The following is a 17,528-nucleotide window of genomic DNA, read 5'->3' on the forward strand; positions in this document are numbered from 1 at the left end:
TCGATACTTCCGACGTGGCGGGGTTCCGGCTCCGCTGATGGCTTTTCCGGAGTTTTGAAATCTTATCCGACCGGCATCTTGTACGGTCGGCCCACCTCCTCCCGAACGAGTTTGGGAAGCAGATAACCAGGCAATGCTTCCCTCATGACTTGGTAAATCGCTAACGCATCTTCCGTCGACAGGTCGAAATGGCTGGTCCCTTGCGCCTTGTCCAGTACGTGCAGGTAATACGGCAGCACGCCGTTCTCGAAAAGTGTTTCACTCAGTCGAACAAGGGTTTCGGCATCGTCGTTCACGCCTTTTAACAATACGGTCTGGTTAAGGAGTGTAATTCCGGCCTTTTGGAGTGCGTTTAACGCATCGTTGACGTCGTGATCGAACTCGTTCGCGTGATTGGCGTGAATGACGACCACGCTTTTTAAACGAGCCTCCGTCAGCGCGGCGATAAGTTCGGTTGTGATGCGGTTCGGTAGAACTACCGGGAGGCGCGTGTGAATTCGAAGTCGCCTGATGTGCTGTATCTCCCCGATTTTTTGGATTAACTGGGCCAAGCGTTCGTCGCTCAGCACCAAAGGATCCCCGCCGCTGAGAATCACTTCGTTGATACTTAGGTCGCTCCGAATGGCGTCAACGGCATCCTGTTCCTGCCGTTTGCCGATCATGTTCGCGTCGTACGGAAAATTTCGCCTGAAGCAATAACGGCAGTGGATGGCGCACGCACCGGTGGTGATCAGCAACATTCGTCCATGGTATTTGTGCAGCACTCCCGGGGCGGTCACGGCTTTTAAGTCTCCCACCGGATCGTTTGCAAAGTTCGGATGGTCGATCAGTTCCTGCGCATCGGGCAACACTTGAAGCAAAAGCGGGTCGCGAGGATTGCGTTTGCTCATGCGCCGAGCGTAGCTTTGCGTAACGCGAAACGAAAAACGGTCCGTCGCCTCCAGGAATTCCGCTTGATGGATCTCATCCAACTCCAAGAAAGCGAAGAGGTCGGCGGGTTTGGTAAATGAGTCGGCCAGCTCGGCCTGCCAGGGCGTTTTCATAGAGACGTCGGGTTTCTTAGGACAAAGCCGTACATTATAATGCGCGGTATTTTTTGAGTTAACTGAAGCGAACGAGGAGAGAATGGCGACATTCAGCACCAATGAATTCAAGGGCGGTTTAAAAGTGATGCTCGACGGCGATCCGTGTTCGATCATCGAGAACGAATTCGTCAAGCCGGGTAAGGGGCAGGCATTTAACCGCGTAAAGCTCCGCAACCTCAAGACCGGCCGTGTCATCGAGCGCACGTTCAAATCCGGAGAAACATTGGAAGGTGCGGACGTCGTCGATACGGAAATGCAATATTTGTACAACGATGGCGAGCAGTGGCACTTCATGGTTCCGGAGAGTTTCGAACAGTATGCCGCTGACAGCGATGTGGTGGGCGATGCCAAGAAATGGCTCAAAGAGCAGGACGTATGCATCGTCACCCTGTACAACAATGCTCCCATTTCGGTCACGCCGCCCAACTTCGTGGAGCTGACGATTGTTGAAACCGATCCCGGCGTGCGTGGCGATACCTCCGGTGGCGGCGGCAAGCCGGCAACCCTGGACACCGGAGCGGTCGTCAGGGTCCCTCTGTTCGTGCAGACCGGCGAGGTGATCAAAGTCGATACCCGCACGGGCGAGTACGTATCTCGGGTCAAATAGCATCCCTTCATGCTCGACGGCGGACGCGGCATGTCCGCCGTATCCGCCGACCTCAAGCGACGTTTCTTCCGACGATGGCGGACTGGCGCCCCAGTTGTTCCCTGACTGCTCTTAAGAAGCGGGCAGCTTTGCTTGCGACAATTCGGCAGTTTTTTTCGGCTAGAAACGTCTTGGAAGTCGAGACGCCACTGCTGTGCCGCGCCGGCGTTACCGATCCGAATCTCAATCCTTTCACGACCGTTCTCCGTCAGCCCGGCAGTAGTGAGGGCGAACAACTTTATCTGCAAACCTCTCCGGAATTTGCAATGAAGCGCCTGCTGGCGGCGGGCAGCGGTTCGATCTACCAGATCTGCAAGGCCTTTCGGAACGAAGAGTCGGGGCGCCATCACAATCCCGAATTTACGCTTTTGGAATGGTACAGGGTGGGATTCGATTTAGCCGAATTGATCGACGAGATCGATGCGCTGCTGGCAGAAATCTGCCGTGATCACCTGATTTTGGCAGCGTCCGAGCGATTTAGTTATCGCGAACTTTTTCGTGAGCATGTAGGCGTCGATCCGTTATCGGCCTCGTTCGAGGAACTCTCCGAACGCTCAAGAGTTCGGGATCTTCCCGAGGCTGAGGCGCTTTGCGGCAGAGATCGCTCGCTTTGGCTCGATTTGCTCTTCAGTCATCTGGTCCAGCCCCATCTCGGGCGAGGGCGGATCACTTTCGTTTACGATTTCCCCGCTTTTCTTCCTTCCCTTGCGCGAAAAAAGCCGGACGACCCGCTTGTGGTCGAAAGGGTGGAGATATTTCTCGAAGGATTGGAGTTGGGCAACGGGTTTCACGAATTGGCCGATGCTGTCGAGCAGGAAGAGCGCTTTGATCGGGATCTCGTCATCCGAGAAGAAAACGGTTTGCCCTTGCCGGCTAAAGACGAGCGCTTGCTGGCGGCGCTGAGGAGTGGACTGCCGGATTGCTCGGGTATAGCTCTTGGATTGGATCGCCTGCTGATGATCAGGATGCGAGCGGAATCTATCGGGGATGTCTTGGCGTTTCCGACGGCGCAAGCTTAACCCGGAAAGGCGCCGAATGGCAGAATCTACAGAGACGGTGAATGCGTCAAGGCTTGTTCCTTCTCGTACGCGCTCTGGCAGGCAATACAGCGCTCGGTCGTAGGGTTCGCCTCCAGCCGCGCTAACGCGATCGGTTGCTCGCAATCGACGCAAATGCCGAATTCGCGGCTGCCGATACGGATGAGAGTGGATTCTATCTCGCGAATTTCCTGAATATGCCGATCTATCGTTTGCAGTTCCATATCGATGACCAGATTGGCGACCGAAGCTTCTTCCGAGTCGTGAACCTCGCCGGCGACATCGGTAAAGTGGTGACGACCCGACTGAATGACTTCTTCACGAACGCCTCGGGTCAGTTCTGCAAGACGCGTTTCGAGTCTATTGCGGAATGCTTCGAGCTGTTTATCGGTAAGGTGCTGCGGCATAACGTTATCCTCTCGTCAGTGGAACAAGGTGGCCGTTATAACGGAATTAAGGATTGTCCGGGTCGCAAGAGCCGGTTCTGATCCAAACTCCGTAATCGCAGCGCAGAAGCGTATCGCCGCTACAAACATACGTGCCGTGAGCATATCGTTTGTCGTTGAAGTGACAAACCGGTTCGCCGGGCACTTGCTGCTTTAATACCAGATAATCGTCATCGAATTCCTCCAGAATCGGCGACGTCCTCAGCTCCGGGTCGGGAGCGCCCACTTGGGGTTTGGCGATGCGTTCGGCCACAACGGCTCCTTTGTACAACGTCTTCGATTTGGACGACGAGTGATTATCGGCCGAACGATCCGATCAAAAAATACGTGCTATTCCCACCGTTCGACCATCTTGACCCGCGGTGTGACGCCGCAGAGCAGGGCATAGGGAATAGTCGAGGCGTATTGAGCGATTTCCTCGACGGGCAGGCCTTTGCCCCATAGAGTGACTTCATCCCCAACCCGAGCGTCGGGGCAATCCGTGAGATCGAGGCTGATCATATCCATGGAAACGCGTCCGATCAGGCTTGCCCGCCGACCACGAACCAGCACCGGCGTGCCTGACTGCGCGTGGCGAGGATAACCGTCGCCATAGCCGATCGAGACGATTCCGAGGCGAGTCGGGCGCGGGCAAATCCAATCACCGCCATAACCCACGGCATCGCCGGCTTTCAGATTCTTTATCGCGATGAGCCGGCTCCGGAAGGTCATCACCGGTCTGAGGCCTTCGTCCGGACCGGTACGACCAGGAAACGGCGACACACCGTAAAGCGCAATTCCGGGGCGGACCCATTCGACACGTGCGGTATCCCAGGCCAGAAGTCCTGCCGAATTGGCGATGCTGCATTCGGTTTGAACGTTATGGAGCGCGCTTTTGAAGCAATCCAGCTGTATTGCCGTAATCGTGTCCTGAAAAACGTCGGCATTGGCCAAGTGAGTCATCACGGGAATAGGTTGGCGCACAGCGGAACACCGTTGAAGCCTCGAATAACAGGATGAGAATTCGTCCGGCAGCAAGCCGAGCCGGTGCATTCCTGTATCCAGTTTCAACCAAACCGATACCGACTCCATCGAGGAAACTTGCTCCAGAAGTTCCACCTGAAACGGGGAATGGATGACGGGCTCCAATCCGTGGCGACTATGGAGCTCCAGTTCTTCGCTATCGACGAAGCCTTGAAGCACGGCGATACGCTGCCTTATGCCCGCGTCGCGAAGGGCGATGCCTTCGCCGAGGCGGGCTACGGCGAAGGCATCGGCATCGCTCAATACCTTGGCGATCCGAATCAGCCCGTGGCCGTAGGCGTTGGCCTTGATCACCGCCATGATTTTCGCTTTCGGCGCAAACGCTCGAATGCGCGTGAGATTATGCGTGACTGCCGTCAAATCGAGCTCGGCATAAGCAGACAGCATCATTCTTAAAAGTCCTCGCCCGCGTACGGATCCGAGATAAAGTTTTCGAAGCGCGTGTATTGGCCGAGGAAGGTAAGGCGCACGGTTCCGATCGGGCCGTTACGCTGTTTCGCGATGATGATTTCGGCGGTGCCCTTGTCGGAGGAATCGGGGTGATAGACCTCGTCGCGGTAGATGAACACGATCAGGTCCGCGTCCTGCTCGATCGAGCCCGATTCGCGCAGGTCGGATGGAACCGGCCGTTTATTGGGGCGCTGTTCGAGATTGCGGTTGAGCTGCGAAAGGGCGATCACCGGAACGTTCAGCTCCTTGGCCAATGCCTTGAGCGAGCGGGAAATTTCCGAGATCTCCGCCACACGGTTTTCGCCGCCGGAGCACTGCATGAGCTGAAGATAGTCGAGCACCACCAATCCGAGTTGACCGTGCTCGCGTGCCAGGCGGCGGCAACGGGCGCGGACTTCGGTGGGTGTCAGGGCAGGGGTGTCGTCGATGAACAGCTTGGTTTCCGCCAGGATATTGATGGCGGAAGTCATGCGCGGCCATTCGTCGTCCTCCAGCTTTCCGGTGCGCACCCGGTGCTGGTCGATGCGGCCCAGAGACGACATCATGCGCATGGCCAGTTGTTCGCCCGGCATTTCCATGCTGAATACGGCTACCGGAACCTGCTCCTTGATGGCCACGTTTTCGGCAATGTTCATGGCGAAGGTGGTCTTTCCCATGGATGGGCGGCCGGCGATGATGATGAGATCGGAGGCTTGCATGCCAGAAGTCATTTCGTCGAAATCGGCGAAACCGGTGCTCGCGCCAGTGATGTGGCCTTCCTTGTGGAAGAGCATCTCGATTCGGTCTATGGCGGCCGACAAGAGCGACTTGATCGGCTTGAAGCCGACTCCGCCGCGCCGCCGCTGATCGGCGATCTGAAAAACCTTTTGCTCGGCTGTTTCGAGCAACAGGGCCAAATCGCGATTTTCCGGCTGGAAGGCTGAATCGGCGATTTCGGTACCTGCATGGATCAGCTGCCGCAATACCGACTTTTCACGCACGATATCGGCATAGGACGAGATATTGGCGGCGCTGGGCGTCTCCTTGGCCATCATCGCGAGATAGGCGAGTCCGCCCGCTTCTTCCAGCGAACCGGTTTTTTCCAGGACTTCCGACAGGGTGACGACGTCGAACGGCGTCTGTTTTTCCGCAAGCTGCTTGATCGCGCGGAATATCAGTTTGTGATCCTTGCGGTAGAAATCCTCTTCTCCCACCCGGTCGGCCACGACGTCCCAGGTTTGGTTGTCGAGCATGAGACCGCCGAGTACGGATTGCTCGGCGTGGATGGAATAAGGGGGAACGCGAAGCGCGTCCACCATTCTGTCCGTTAAACGGGCGTGATCAGACATGTTCAGGTATTGCGTATGGCTTGAATGATTCGGGTGGTCGAATAATCGCCTAGAAAATCCAGAATCCTGACTTCTCCTCCGTTGGCCAGAACATGATCGTGGCCGGCTATTTCGGTGATGTCTTTGTAGTCGCCGCCTTTCACGAGAATATCGGGCAGCAGGCGTCCGATGACGTCGCGCGGCGTATCTTCTTCGAACGGCACGACCCAATCGACGCATTCGAGAGCCGCCAGCATGGTCATGCGATGTTCGAGCGGATTGACCGGGCGGCCGCTGCCCTTGAGGCGTCTTACCGAGGCGTCGCTGTTGACCAGCACGATAAGCCGGTCACCCAGAGCTCGGGCTTGCTGGAGGTATTGGATATGGCCGGGATGCAGGATGTCGAAGCATCCGTTGGTGACGACGATCTTCTCTCCTTTGCGTCGCGCCGTGCCGAGCAAAGGCAAAAGTTCGTCGAGCTCGATCGCGCCGCGATGATGGGCGCGCTGACCGTGCAGGGCGTCATCCAATTCTTCGAGAGTCACGCTTGCCGTCCCTAGCTTGCCCACGACGATTCCGGCGGCGAGATTTGCAAGACCCGTGGCATCCTCCAGCGATGCGCCCGCCGCCAGAGCTGCGGCGAGAGTCGATATGACAGTATCGCCGGCTCCGGTTACATCGTAGACCTCTTTGGCGTGGGCTGGCAAATGCCGGGGGGATTCGCCGCGTCGCAGCAAAGTCATCCCGTGTTCGCCGCGTGTAATCAAGAGGGCCTTTAGCTCGAGCTTTTCCAGCAGGCCAAGGCCCTTATCCGCCAGTTCATGATCATCCCGGCAAGGTCCGGCCACGGCCTCAAATTCGCTGCGATTGGGAGTAATGAGGGTGGCGCCGCGGTATCGATCGAAATCGGTGCCCTTTGGGTCTACTAAAATCATTTTGCCCGCTTCTCCGGCGAGTTGAATCAGTTCCTGAACTGAATTGAGGGTTCCCTTGCCGTAGTCGGAGAGTACCACGACATCGGCCTCGTTCAACTTCCCGGCGAAATTCGCGAGGAGATGGGCCGACGGGACGTCATGAAAGCGGTCCTCGAAGTCCAGCCGGATGAGCTGTTGATGGCGGCTCAGCACTCTGAGCTTGGTGATAGTCGGCCGTCCCGGAATTTGCTCCACAACACAGTCGATACCGGCGGATTGCAGGAGAGCGATAAGATTCTGTCCGGCTTCGTCGCGCCCACAATAACCGATGAGGCTGGTTTGCGTCCCAAATGTCGCAAGATTGAGGGCGACGTTGCCCGCACCACCCAATCGTTCCTCGACGCCATTTACCAGTACGACCGGAACCGGAGCCTCCGGCGAAATGCGGGAAGTGCCGCCGTGCCAGTAGCGATCGAGCATTAAGTCGCCGACGACCAGGATGCGGGCCGAGTCGAAATTAGGAAGCTGCATGGATTCAAGGAAGCGAAAAACGGGGCGATAGGATACCACCACCGGGTAGCTTTGATCTTCGGAAAAGCGCGCCTTAGGACGATTATCTCGTTCGGCGGGAGGCGAATAGCGATTCGATGCCCTGCGCCGATCGGACTAGTGTTTCGTCGTTTCCCCACGATCCAGCGATTTGTATTCCGACCGGTAAACCGCGGATGACGCCGGTCGGAATACTGAGGAGAGGAACGCCTGCTTGAGTCCAGGGCAACTGCATCACCGAGTCGCCGGTGCTGTTCAGCCCATGAGGGGCCGGTCCGGTCGCGGAAGGGGAAATCCAAGCATCGATGCCATGTTGTTGCATCAGCGCTGCGAGGTGTGCTCCCTGACGTAGTCGGACCGCTCTGGCGATCTCAAGGTCCGATGCCGAAGCCTTGAGGCCGCGCTCGATGAGCTCTGCGGTTTCCGGACGGTAAAGCGGTTTGTACTTTCGGTACCAATTTTCGTGTACCTGCGCAGCTTCGGCAGCAACGAGCAGATGATGCGAACGATAGAGTTCCTCGAAATCGGGAAATGCCGATACTTCGATGAGAACATACCCGTTGGCTCTAAGCGTCTCGCAGGTCTCTTGAAAACCGAGTCTAGCGTCCGGCGTGACATGATCGAGGTAAGGGCCGTCCGGAATTCCAAACCTCGGACGACCATGGGTTAGGGATGATTTCCAGTCCGGAACCAGCGCCTGTGCAGCCAATTCGATTCCATCGACATCGGAAGCGAACCAGCCGACATGGTCCACGCTCGGCGCCAGGGGAATTACGCCGTCCACGGGAACTCTTCCGTAGCTGGGCTTGAATCCGCAGAGGCCGCAGAAAGCGGCGGGCCGATTGATAGATCCGACGGTCTGCGTGCCGAGCGCCAAGAGGCAGAGGCCGGCGGCTACGGCCGCCGCGGAGCCGCTGCTCGATCCGCCCGGCGTGTGCTCCGGATTGCAGGGATTGCGTGTCGGACCGGGGGCGATATAGGCGAATTCAGCGGTGACGGTCTTTCCGATAATGAGCGCGCCGGCATCTTTCAGACGCGTCACGGTGCTGGCTTCCGCACCGCTAAGTTCTTCGGGCGGCAAGCGACTGCCTGCGCGCGTTTCAAATCCGTCGATGTGAAAGATATCCTTAATGCCTATCGGCGCGCCGAACAAAGGCGGCCGATTTTCGGGCTTCGGATAACGGCGCAGCAAATCGTCGGCCTCCCGATAGAGCCGTGTCCAGCGATGCTCCTCGGGCACGAAAGCCAGGACGTTCGGCTCGATTTCGCCGAAGCGGTTTTCGAGCTCATGGAGGTACGGCAGCAAAGGCCATTCACCGCTTCGAAGCCTGTTTGCAACCGTCGTCGATTTCATGGCGTTGTTGATTTAGTCGGCAAGCATGGAGCAGCCATAGGCCAGTGCGAGTCCGAGATAGATCACAAAGCTCAATCCCAGGAGCCAGCGTCCGGCATCCGGCGGTCTGGCCCATACCGGCAGCTGCGGCGCAAGGCGGCGAAAATTGAGCAGATACAAAGCCACGGGGAACATGACGGTTCCCGCAAAACCAATGACGGCGCTGGTCAGGATCAACGTGCCCGGCGTATCGAGCAGCATGGTCAACGACGTGATCAGCGTCAGTAGCGCCAGAAAGATGTAATACCAGGTGCCTAGAGCAATTCGCCGGCTTTTCGGAAAGAGTACATGGACGATGTCGGCCTGCATCCGGCTGACGGCATCCGCCGTCGCCAGCCAAGTATCGGTCAGAAAGGCTGCGGCTACCAAGAGGAACAATAGCCTCCCGATTTCGCCCCAGCCGACCTCGAAAAAGCGGCTTTGCACCACCGCAAGTTCATACTCCTGAGGCAACAGGCCTTTGGGAAACAGGAGCGCATACGCCAGAAGACAGGTCATGAGCGTCGTCAACAGATTGCCGACGATCCCGATCAGTACGTCGGCACGAAGGAACTGCTGCCATTTCCGCCAGCGATCCTCGTTTTCAGGCAACGCATCCGGGAGAAAACCGTCGCTGGTGATGACCTCGGGCTTGCCGGCGATGGGCCCCGTGATTTTGCCCATGTGCACCGCCATCCCGACGCCTTTGTCACGCAGCCAGTACGAATAGAACAAGATCCAAAAGCCGCCCAATCCGGCGAATGCGATGGCGGTGAGCAGCTTGGTGGCGTCCTGTGCTTCCCAAGGGCGGGGCAGCGGAGCCGTAGGGCCCAATAGACCCCGAAGGAAGTCCGGTACCGCCGCGATGACCTCGGTCTGGAGACAAGCCCAGAGCAGGCCGGCCACGGTGGTGACGGCGACCATTTTCATGAATCGCTCGACCAAGACGTATACGACTTTGCTGAACACGATGGCGGCCAAGAACACGCCGATCGAGCAATATCCCCAAAACAGCGATTGGCTACGGGCGTCCCAGCCTTCGGGGAGATGGGTCAAGGCCGCCAACGCCGTACCGCCCGCCGAAGCGAAGGCTCCGAACCAGAGGAACGAGACCGACATCAATATCCACAGAAGAATGCCGAAAACGCGGTTGAGCCGGATGAACCCGTGAAAAATGCTCTCGCCGGTCAATAGCGTGTAGCGGCCGATTTCGACGTTGATCGGGTACTGGAGCAAGCAGGCCGGAATCAAGAGGAATAGGAATGTCAAACCGTATTTCGCGATCAGATAGGGCCACCAGATCAGTTCGCCGCTGCCTTGTGCCAATGCCATCCATACGATTCCGGGGCCCAGCGTAGCCCACCAGCCGGGAAAGTCGGGTAAAGGTTTTCGGGCGAGATCGGGCAGAGCGGAGATCGGGCGATTCATAGTGTTATTGTTATCAGTAATCTGAATGGCGGGTTTGAAAAGCCGATTAGCTTAGCGTTTTAGCGGCTACCCGCAAAATATCGAGAAGATCGAAAACGCGGGCGACATAGTGATCCCGGACTCGATAATTCCGATGCTCTTTTCCGCGAAGTTCGTCGCCTATTGCGTCGATAAACTGATTGAGACGCCGTTCGTGTATGCCCGTTTTGGCCAGCAGGGGATCGACGACGACCCAGGATAACGCCGCAATCGCACTGACGGCGGCCATCGTCGTGCCAGTGGCGGCGATAATCAGTCCGGTCGACGCGGACGCAGGAAAGAGGCCGTAATACCAGGCTCCGATCGTGGGACCCAGCAAGAAATTGGCGATGGCCGTGTGCTGGGCGATGGCGGAGGCTGCGGCCATGCCGGTCGAGAACGCACCGGGTAGGGCTTTGTTAAAAGCGGCGTAGCTGGTGGCGAGCGAAACCAGGCTGCCGGCGAGTTCGGTGACGGCGATGCGGGTTTTGCCGTATTCAGCCAGATTGCTTTCCAGCTTCCGGCGAAATTCGGGGTGATCCGCCTTGCTTCGGATTTGTCCAAGAAATTGCTCGCACAGCTCGGAAATCTCGGGATTGCACAGAATGGTTTCCATAAGGGCATCCCGGCGGGATGTCCGTTTCCCCTGAACATACGGCAGTTCCAGCAGTTCGGTATAGATCAGCCACTGCAATTCCGCTTGTAAGGCGGTCGGTATGCCGGTCGGCATCTTGTCGAGAATCCGGCTTATCCTGTGACCCCCGGTTTTTCGAAACAGAGCCGCCGTGCCATGAATGATGAAGCTGGGCAAACCCCATAGCATGTTCAGCGGATGTTTGTAGAAGTCCTTGCCGAAGGTTTTTTTGTGGAGCGCCAAGGCGCCCGTGAAAGAGAAATATTGCTCGACGAATTCGGGAACTTTAGCTTTTCGTGCGACCAAATAGGTTTCAATCCCTTGTGTTACGGCGCGTTCGATGGTCCGAAGTGTGTCGGTTTCCATAGGCATCAGTCATCGTTGGGAATCGGTGCAACCTAGTGAACTCTGCCGCCGGAAGCCATGTGTACGTAGTGTCGGCAGTCGGGCTGAATCCTTAAATTGTCTGGCAACCGGCGCCGTTCGTGCTCATAATAAATGTCTTTTTTGCTTTGGTTAGAGACAACCATTCGTTAGGTTTGATTATGAAAAAATTGATGATTGCGTTTTTGGCCGTTTTTTTGCTGGCCGGTTGCACGAGCAAGGAGAAAACCACTCTAAAAGAGGCGCTCGTCGCTAAATTCAAAGACGATTCCGATTTGAAAGATTATAAGCTCGATCCCGAGACTATCGCGGATTGCGTAGTTGGGGAAATCAGTAACGGATTGCCGGGTTTCGCGGGTGATCCTCGCCGTGAACAATTTTTTCAAGCATATACGCATTTCGCGAATGCAAAATCACCGGCTGATGCGGAGAAAGCCGTTAAGGATTACGAGCAATTATTTGGTTCGGTTAAAGAAGCCCGGCATGCTGCGTTGAGCATTACCGACCATGTCATGACTTGTATGGGCAAGGCGGTGGCTGTAGCTGGAGGGGATCAGGACGAGGGCAATTAAGCGGCATCCTCCTGACTACACAGTTAAGACGGAACAATCTCGGGGATGGCACCATAGAGCACCTGACATCCGAAAAGATTGTTTCTTAGGGGAAATACCGCTGAAATCGAACTCCGCCCGCGCGTGAATGCACAAAGACTTACGTCATAAAGACCGCGATTCGGATTGTAAAAACAGGCGGCGCGCGGGCGGCTACCTTAAGGAACAGTCTACGTATCCGAGATACCGGTAAGGAACGAATTCAGCCACCCCATATCGGATGGTGGTTATCGGGGACAGCCTTCTAGTTTAAAAATTGCATAGCCTTGGGTTTCGATGTCTTTCTGCATTTCCGCCGGCGCATGCGGTTCGCTATGGCAATAGGCACAACTTTCGGAGTTCACGACGGCATCTTCCTCACCGACGGACCTTAGCCAGTCGCGGGCACATTGCAGGGCTTTTGTTGGATCGTTTTCCGGAAGTATCACATCGAAGTGCATGATTTTTCCGCTTGCGCTACGCGCGTAGGTATCAAAAACATGGATTTGGCTCATATCTTCTCTCGTCGATGTTGAGGATGGATAAAGGAGTCGTTTGCGCACGGGAGACTGTGGCGATAACGTGGTGCCGCGCGATATCCAACGAGGGAATGCGTGCGCTCGTCGATTTTGAGCTCGGCAATGGCTTTGTGAAGCCGGACATGTGCACGCTTAGGTTTTGGATCTTAAACCCCGGATGCGGCAGTACTTGCGAACAGTGCACCGAGGCGGGTGATTAAGCCGACAATCGTCGATGTTCATACAGAATTTCCATATCGACATGGACAAATCTTGAAAAAACGGAGTGCGCCTGCTATCAGAACAGTGAGACACGGAGGTTTCGCATTCCACGACCAAAGGAATTGTCGGTTCTACATGATGTCAATAGGTATTGTGTCGATACTAACTCTAGCGGAACTTTAAAGATTTTGTCAATATGATATTGATCCGATACTATTAGATGTATGAATACTGAATCGATTTACGATTACTTGGAACGTATCGCCAACCTCATTCGGACAGACGTCCGAAAGACGGGGGTTGCGAAAGGATTGCAACCGGTGCAGTTGGAAGCGCTCCATTATCTGAGCCGGTGCAACCGATACAGCAACACGCCAGTTGCGGTGGCCGATTACTTGGGCCTCACCAAGGGAACGGTATCGCAAACCTTGGGGGTCTTAGAATCTAGTGGCTTTATCGAAAAGCAGGCCGACCTCAATGATCGTCGTGTGGTTCATCTCAATCTGACTGTTGACGGCGCTCGCGTGGTTTCGGATGCAATTCCGCCTAATATCCTGAAATCCGCAGTGGATGGGCTGTCTGAGACCTCCCGGAATGAGATTACAGCAACTCTGAATCAGGTTTTGAGGGAGTTGCAAACGGCGAACAAGCTGAAAACGTTCGGCTCCTGCAAAACTTGCAGGTATCACTTGACCCAGGAAGACGGAAGGCGCCGGTGCGGACTGACCATGGAGTGGCTAACGGAGGCCGACGCGGAAAAAATATGCCGGGAGCATCAGCCAACAGCGGAAAGTGTCTAGATTTGCAAAGTGATTAATAGGACGGGCCGAGAGCCCGCCCCAAAGGACAGAATCAAATCGCTTGCTCGCCGGTTTCACCGGTCCGAATCCGGATAGCCTGCTCGAGGTTGGTTACAAATATTTTGCCGTCGCCAATTTTGCCCGTGTTGGCGGCTTTGATGATGGAATCGACAGCCTGATCGACCATGCTATCGGTTACCGCCACTTCGACTTTTACTTTGGGCAAGAAATCAACCACGTATTCGGCGCCGCGATAAAGTTCCGTGTGTCCTTTTTGACGCCCGAAACCTTTTACTTCCGTTACCGTAATCCCGCTGATTCCAATTTCGGACAATGCTTCCCGAACATCGTCCAATTTGAACGGTTTAATGATCGCGGTGATGAGTTTCATTATTGTCTCCGATGATGTGAAATGTTCTTAGCCTCGGTTGGCTCGATTTCGAATGATATCGTCGACCACGGTAGGATCTGCCAAGGTGGAGATATCGCCGAGATTGCGGATATCGTTGGCCGCGATTTTCCGAAGTATGCGGCGCATGATCTTGCCGGATCGCGTTTTCGGTAGTGTCGGAGCCCATTGAATGATATCGGGTGTGGCAATCGGACCGATTTCCTTGCGGACCAGCTGCACTAGCTCCTCTTCAAGCTCTGGGCTCGGCGAGACGCCGGCTACCAAAGTGACATAAGCGTAGATTCCCTGTCCTTTGATATCGTGCGGATAACCCACAACGGCGGCTTCCGCCACATGGTCATGCAGGACCAAAGCGCTCTCGATTTCTGCGGTGCCCATGCGATGGCCCGACACGTTCAGCACATCATCGACGCGCCCGGTGATCCAGTAATATCCATCGGCATCGCGTTTGGCACCGTCACCGGTAAAGTACTTGCCGGGATAAGTTGAAAAATAAGTATCAAAAAAGCGTTGGTGACTGCCGAATACCGAGCGAGCCTGGCCCGGCCAAGAGCGGGTAATCGTCAGTACCCCCTCGCACGCTCCTTCCAATACGCTACCCTGGCTGTCGACAATGGCCGGTACGATGCCGAAAAACGGACGCGTCGCGGAGCCCGGTTTGAGCGGCGTGGCGCCGATCAAGGGAGTAATGAGTATTCCACCGGTCTCCGTCTGCCACCACGTATCGACTATAGGGCAGCGGCCGCGGCCTACCTGGTGATAATACCATTCCCATGCCTCTGGATTGATGGGTTCGCCGACAGAGCCCAGAACGCGCAAGCTGTCCCGGCGGGTGCTATCAAGCCAATCTTCCCCCAGGGCCATCAAGGCGCGGATGGCGGTGGGAGCGGTATAAAAAATATTGACACGATGCTTTTCAACCACACGCCAGAAGCGGTCGGGAGCCGGGTAGGTCGGAACGCCTTCGAATATAAGCGTGGTTGCGCCGTTACACAGAGGGCCGTAAACGGTATACGAATGGCCGGTAATCCAACCGACATCCGCGGTGCACCAATAGATTTCGCCCGGACGGTAATCGAACACATATCGGTAAGTCATTGCCGCATAGACCAAATAACCTCCGGTCGTGTGAAGTACCCCCTTCGGTTTTCCGGTAGATCCGGAGGTGTAGAGAATAAACAACGGGTCTTCCGCATCCATGGATTCGGGCGGGCAATCGGGAGAAGCCTCCGACACCGCCTCGTGATACCACACATTATGACTGTCCCAATCGATACTCCCGCCGGTATTCCGAACGACAAAAACCGTTGTCACATTTGGACAAGCCCGCAGTGCGGTGTCCACATTGGCCTTCAGCGGTACTATTCGTCCACCCCGTCTTCCTTCATCCGCACAGATGACATACCGACAGTCGGCATCGAGAATGCGATCCCGTAATGCGTCGGCGGAGAAGCCTGCGAACACGATGGAGTGGACGGCCCCGATCCGAGTGCAGGCCAGCATTACCACTGCCGCTTCGGGGATCATTGGAAGATAGATGCAAACCCGGTCACCTTTTTGAACGCCATGCTTTTTCAGAACATTAGCAAACCGGCAGACTTGTTCGTGCAGCTCGCGGTAGGTGAGCTTCTTGTCGATATTCGAATTGTCTCCTTCCCAGATGATTGCGACTTCGTCACCCTTTTCGACTAAGTGGCGATCGAGGCAGTTATAGCTGACGTTCAGTTTGCCTCCTTCGAACCATCGAATACGGGCGGTACCGAAGTCGCAATCCTGAACCTTGTCCCACGGCTTGAACCAGTCGACAAAACGTTCCGCTTGTTCAGCCCAAAATTTGTCCGAATCCGTGATGGAGTGTTCATACATCTCCTGATAAAGCGCTTCGGTAATTTGCGCTTCGGCAGCTACTTCCGGCGGCACTTCGTAGACTTTTTCGAAGGACATTGGCTTTTCCGATGATCTTCAGAGTGGGATAGGGAGGCTCTGACAGGTGTTGATTTTACCGAATTTTCCGGCGAGTGACCCGCATCATCAAGTCTAACGAACATCGGCATCTTCGTTCTTAAGCCCGCCTCAGCCATAACGCTAGCTTGAGGGCAACCAACATGACCGGCTTTTTAGTACAACTTAGGCGTTCTTAACCAGAACGTTCCTGGCTTCGCGAAGTTCACGTCAAGGGTCCATGAAATGGGACGTTCCGGCTGAGCGATCGGTCAGCGAGCGACCACGAACGGAAGTTGCACGAATAAACTTAAAATTGGAGAGTGTATTGAGCAAAAGGTGCTCTTAGGGCGAGATACTCGCCACTTGAGAGCTTTTGATATCCGAAGTGCGGCGGCAGATCGTGAGTTGGCGGGCTATCGGCTATTCTCGATCCGGACGGATTTAGATCGTCCGTATCGAGAATATCGTTAATAGATATGCAGTGCCTTGGTTTCCCGACACTTCAAAGGACATCTGGATAGCCCACGGCGTCTTAAAGCTAAACTGACGTTAATGAAAGATTGTATCCGCGGTAAAGCCGTCGGTTTCCAATATGTCGCGAAGGCGATTTAGAGCTTCCATCTGAATTTGACGTACTCGTTCCCGGGTAACGCCCATCACGGTCGCGACTTCTTCGAGAGTGGAATGATCATAGCCGCGCAGACCGTATCGGCGGGAAATGACTTCCCGCTGCTTGTCCGTGAGTTGATCCAGCCATTCGGAAAGATTATTGGAAATTAGCTCGTTCTGAAGAGTTTCCGGAAGGGGGAGTTTATCCTCCTCGGAAATGCATTCCACCAAGGACTTTTCAGAATCTTTCTTAAAAGGAACATCGATCGATACAACGCGCTCGTTGAGTTTGAGCATTTTTTCGACCGTTTTTATCGGTTTGTTCAGATATTTTGCGACATCTTCGGCACTTGGATCATGATGCATTGTAATGGCCAAATGACGATACGCTTTTAGGTAGACATTCATTTCTTTTACGACGTGAATCGGTAGACGAATCGTGCGCGTCTGATTCATCAAGGCACGTTCAATCGTCTGCCGAATCCACCATGTGGCGTAAGTCGAAAACCGAAATCCGCGATCGGCCTCAAACTTCTCAACGGCTCTTATCAGTCCGAGATTTCCCTCTTCGATTAGATCCAGAAGTGGCAGTCCGCGATTCAAATAACGACGGGAAATTTTTACAACCAAGCGCAAATTGCTTTCTATCATTTTCTTGCGCGCCGCCTGGTCACCTTTTTGCGCTAAACGGCCGTAGTGCTTTTCTTCATCTGCGGTCAGCAGCTGAGAACTTCCCAATTCCTTTAGATATAGGCGGGTGGCGTCATATTGGTATTCCGAATCGACAGTACCCAGCTCTGCGTCGTTCCAGATCGGCGAATCTTCTTCAAGATCTTCGTTCGCTTCGAAATCTTCGACGAAGGTGGCCGCATCATCGTATAAGCCTGCCTCTCCAAAGGTTTTTAATTCTTCTACGATTTGTTCAGACATACCCATGCCCCCCACACAATTGATTTATTATCGATAGCCTATTTGATAAACCAGAACTTCCGTCATCAATACTTTGTTAATCGGAGCCAACAGCTCTGTGTCAAACCATTTATCGTGCCAATATGCTCTGCGAGCTCCGTACTGCTTTAAATCTGCGGATCATCCATTTTTTGCTTCGCATCGGGTCACTGGGCGCATCGGAAAAATGGC

17 protein-coding genes are annotated in these 17,528 nt (G+C 55.0%); 4 read left to right on the forward strand and 13 right to left on the reverse strand.

All coding sequences use genetic code 11. From position 1 onward, the window contains the following. Window positions 1-62 precede the first annotated feature (62 nt). On the reverse strand, window positions 63-1,142 hold the full coding sequence (epmB, locus tag B2A78_RS13030) for an EF-P beta-lysylation protein EpmB (protein WP_240502520.1): 1,080 nt from the start codon (window positions 1,140-1,142) through the stop codon (window positions 63-65). Here epmB and efp point away from each other — a divergent pair. Further along, window positions 1,126-1,692: an elongation factor P gene (gene efp / locus B2A78_RS13035; RefSeq protein ID WP_077730439.1), complete on the forward strand. Its 567-nt coding sequence runs from the start codon at window positions 1,126-1,128 to the stop codon at window positions 1,690-1,692. The two genes, epmB and efp, sit on opposite strands and share 17 nt — an antisense overlap. A gap of 74 nt (window positions 1,693-1,766) precedes the next feature. Then, on the forward strand, window positions 1,767-2,750 hold the full coding sequence (gene epmA / locus B2A78_RS13040) for an EF-P lysine aminoacylase EpmA (protein WP_077730440.1): 984 nt from the start codon (window positions 1,767-1,769) through the stop codon (window positions 2,748-2,750). Window positions 2,751-2,776: 26 nt separating this feature from the next. On the opposite strand, the gene B2A78_RS13045 is transcribed toward epmA, so the two are convergent. From B2A78_RS13045 to B2A78_RS13080, 8 genes are all read right to left on the reverse strand, one after another. After that, the gene (locus B2A78_RS13045) at window positions 2,777-3,175 is read right to left on the reverse strand and encodes a TraR/DksA family transcriptional regulator (protein ID WP_077730441.1); all 399 of its coding nucleotides are present in this window, start codon (window positions 3,173-3,175) and stop codon (window positions 2,777-2,779) included. A gap of 46 nt (window positions 3,176-3,221) precedes the next feature. Further along, window positions 3,222-3,467 carry a DUF1496 domain-containing protein gene (locus tag B2A78_RS13050; RefSeq protein WP_077730518.1) on the reverse strand — a complete coding sequence of 82 codons (246 nt, stop codon included), beginning with the start codon at window positions 3,465-3,467 and terminating at the stop codon, window positions 3,222-3,224. Between the two features lie 77 nt (window positions 3,468-3,544). Beyond that, window positions 3,545-4,627 carry an alanine racemase gene (alr, locus tag B2A78_RS13055; protein ID WP_077730442.1) on the reverse strand — a complete coding sequence of 361 codons (1,083 nt, stop codon included), beginning with the start codon at window positions 4,625-4,627 and terminating at the stop codon, window positions 3,545-3,547. A gap of 2 nt (window positions 4,628-4,629) precedes the next feature. Then, window positions 4,630-6,015, reverse strand: coding sequence for a replicative DNA helicase (gene dnaB / locus B2A78_RS13060; protein ID WP_077730443.1), 1,386 nt, complete (start codon window positions 6,013-6,015; stop codon window positions 4,630-4,632). 2 nt (window positions 6,016-6,017) lie between these two features. Continuing rightward, on the reverse strand, window positions 6,018-7,439 hold the full coding sequence (gene hldE / locus B2A78_RS13065; RefSeq protein ID WP_077730519.1) for a bifunctional D-glycero-beta-D-manno-heptose-7-phosphate kinase/D-glycero-beta-D-manno-heptose 1-phosphate adenylyltransferase HldE: 1,422 nt from the start codon (window positions 7,437-7,439) through the stop codon (window positions 6,018-6,020). An 82-nt stretch (window positions 7,440-7,521) separates the two neighbouring features. Continuing rightward, a complete protein-coding gene (locus B2A78_RS13070) occupies window positions 7,522-8,811 on the reverse strand; it encodes an amidase (RefSeq protein WP_077730444.1) in 1,290 nt (429 codons plus the stop codon). A 12-nt stretch (window positions 8,812-8,823) separates the two neighbouring features. Beyond that, the gene (locus B2A78_RS13075) at window positions 8,824-10,257 is read right to left on the reverse strand and encodes an Nramp family divalent metal transporter (protein WP_168175413.1); all 1,434 of its coding nucleotides are present in this window, start codon (window positions 10,255-10,257) and stop codon (window positions 8,824-8,826) included. 46 nt (window positions 10,258-10,303) lie between these two features. Further along, window positions 10,304-11,275, reverse strand: coding sequence for a DUF6635 family protein (locus B2A78_RS13080; protein ID WP_240502521.1), 972 nt, complete (start codon window positions 11,273-11,275; stop codon window positions 10,304-10,306). A 179-nt stretch (window positions 11,276-11,454) separates the two neighbouring features. Here B2A78_RS13080 and B2A78_RS13085 point away from each other — a divergent pair, with 179 nt between their 5' ends. Further along, window positions 11,455-11,865 (forward strand): hypothetical protein, encoded by a 411-nt coding sequence (locus B2A78_RS13085; RefSeq protein WP_077730446.1) that lies wholly within the window; start codon window positions 11,455-11,457, stop codon window positions 11,863-11,865. 266 nt (window positions 11,866-12,131) lie between these two features. Here B2A78_RS13085 and B2A78_RS13090 read toward each other — a convergent pair whose 3' ends face one another. Then, window positions 12,132-12,398, reverse strand: a complete 267-nt coding sequence (locus B2A78_RS13090) for a DUF2024 family protein (RefSeq protein WP_077730447.1) — start codon at window positions 12,396-12,398, stop codon at window positions 12,132-12,134. 449 nt (window positions 12,399-12,847) lie between these two features. Here B2A78_RS13090 and B2A78_RS13100 point away from each other — a divergent pair, with 449 nt between their 5' ends. Then, entirely contained in the window at window positions 12,848-13,423 is a 576-nt protein-coding gene (locus tag B2A78_RS13100) for a MarR family winged helix-turn-helix transcriptional regulator (protein WP_077730449.1), read from the forward strand. Between the two features lie 52 nt (window positions 13,424-13,475). On the opposite strand, the gene glnK is transcribed toward B2A78_RS13100, so the two are convergent. From glnK to rpoS, 3 genes are all read right to left on the reverse strand, one after another. Beyond that, window positions 13,476-13,814, reverse strand: coding sequence for a P-II family nitrogen regulator (glnK, locus tag B2A78_RS13105; RefSeq protein ID WP_077730450.1), 339 nt, complete (start codon window positions 13,812-13,814; stop codon window positions 13,476-13,478). Between the two features lie 27 nt (window positions 13,815-13,841). Continuing rightward, a complete protein-coding gene (gene acs, locus B2A78_RS13110; protein ID WP_077730451.1) occupies window positions 13,842-15,779 on the reverse strand; it encodes an acetate--CoA ligase in 1,938 nt (645 codons plus the stop codon). 549 nt (window positions 15,780-16,328) lie between these two features. Continuing rightward, complete coding sequence (gene rpoS, locus B2A78_RS13115) at window positions 16,329-17,318, reverse strand: RNA polymerase sigma factor RpoS (RefSeq protein WP_077730452.1); 990 nt, start codon at window positions 17,316-17,318, stop codon at window positions 16,329-16,331. Between the last annotated feature and the right edge of the window lie 210 nt (window positions 17,319-17,528).

Source organism: Methylocaldum sp. 14B (genome assembly GCF_002005105.1).
Lineage (GTDB): Bacteria > Pseudomonadota > Gammaproteobacteria > Methylococcales > Methylococcaceae > Methylocaldum.

Excerpts from the sequence above, each read along its gene's own strand:
- efp (WP_077730439.1), top strand. The coding sequence starts at position 1,126 with ATGGCGACATTCAGCACCAATGAATTCAAGGGCGGTTTAAAAGTGATG.
- epmA (WP_077730440.1), top strand. The coding sequence starts at position 1,767 with ATGGCGGACTGGCGCCCCAGTTGTTCCCTGACTGCTCTTAAGAAGCGG.
- B2A78_RS13045 (WP_077730441.1), bottom strand. The coding sequence starts at position 3,175 with ATGCCGCAGCACCTTACCGATAAACAGCTCGAAGCATTCCGCAATAGA.
- alr (WP_077730442.1), bottom strand. The coding sequence starts at position 4,627 with ATGATGCTGTCTGCTTATGCCGAGCTCGATTTGACGGCAGTCACGCAT.
- dnaB (WP_077730443.1), bottom strand. The coding sequence starts at position 6,015 with ATGTCTGATCACGCCCGTTTAACGGACAGAATGGTGGACGCGCTTCGC.
- hldE (WP_077730519.1), bottom strand. The coding sequence starts at position 7,439 with ATGCAGCTTCCTAATTTCGACTCGGCCCGCATCCTGGTCGTCGGCGAC.
- B2A78_RS13070 (WP_077730444.1), bottom strand. The coding sequence starts at position 8,811 with ATGAAATCGACGACGGTTGCAAACAGGCTTCGAAGCGGTGAATGGCCT.
- B2A78_RS13075 (WP_168175413.1), bottom strand. The coding sequence starts at position 10,257 with ATGAATCGCCCGATCTCCGCTCTGCCCGATCTCGCCCGAAAACCTTTA.
- B2A78_RS13080 (WP_240502521.1), bottom strand. The coding sequence starts at position 11,275 with ATGGAAACCGACACACTTCGGACCATCGAACGCGCCGTAACACAAGGG.
- B2A78_RS13085 (WP_077730446.1), top strand. The coding sequence starts at position 11,455 with ATGAAAAAATTGATGATTGCGTTTTTGGCCGTTTTTTTGCTGGCCGGT.
- B2A78_RS13090 (WP_077730447.1), bottom strand. The coding sequence starts at position 12,398 with ATGAGCCAAATCCATGTTTTTGATACCTACGCGCGTAGCGCAAGCGGA.
- B2A78_RS13100 (WP_077730449.1), top strand. The coding sequence starts at position 12,848 with ATGAATACTGAATCGATTTACGATTACTTGGAACGTATCGCCAACCTC.
- glnK (WP_077730450.1), bottom strand. The coding sequence starts at position 13,814 with ATGAAACTCATCACCGCGATCATTAAACCGTTCAAATTGGACGATGTT.
- acs (WP_077730451.1), bottom strand. The coding sequence starts at position 15,779 with ATGTCCTTCGAAAAAGTCTACGAAGTGCCGCCGGAAGTAGCTGCCGAA.
- rpoS (WP_077730452.1), bottom strand. The coding sequence starts at position 17,318 with ATGTCTGAACAAATCGTAGAAGAATTAAAAACCTTTGGAGAGGCAGGC.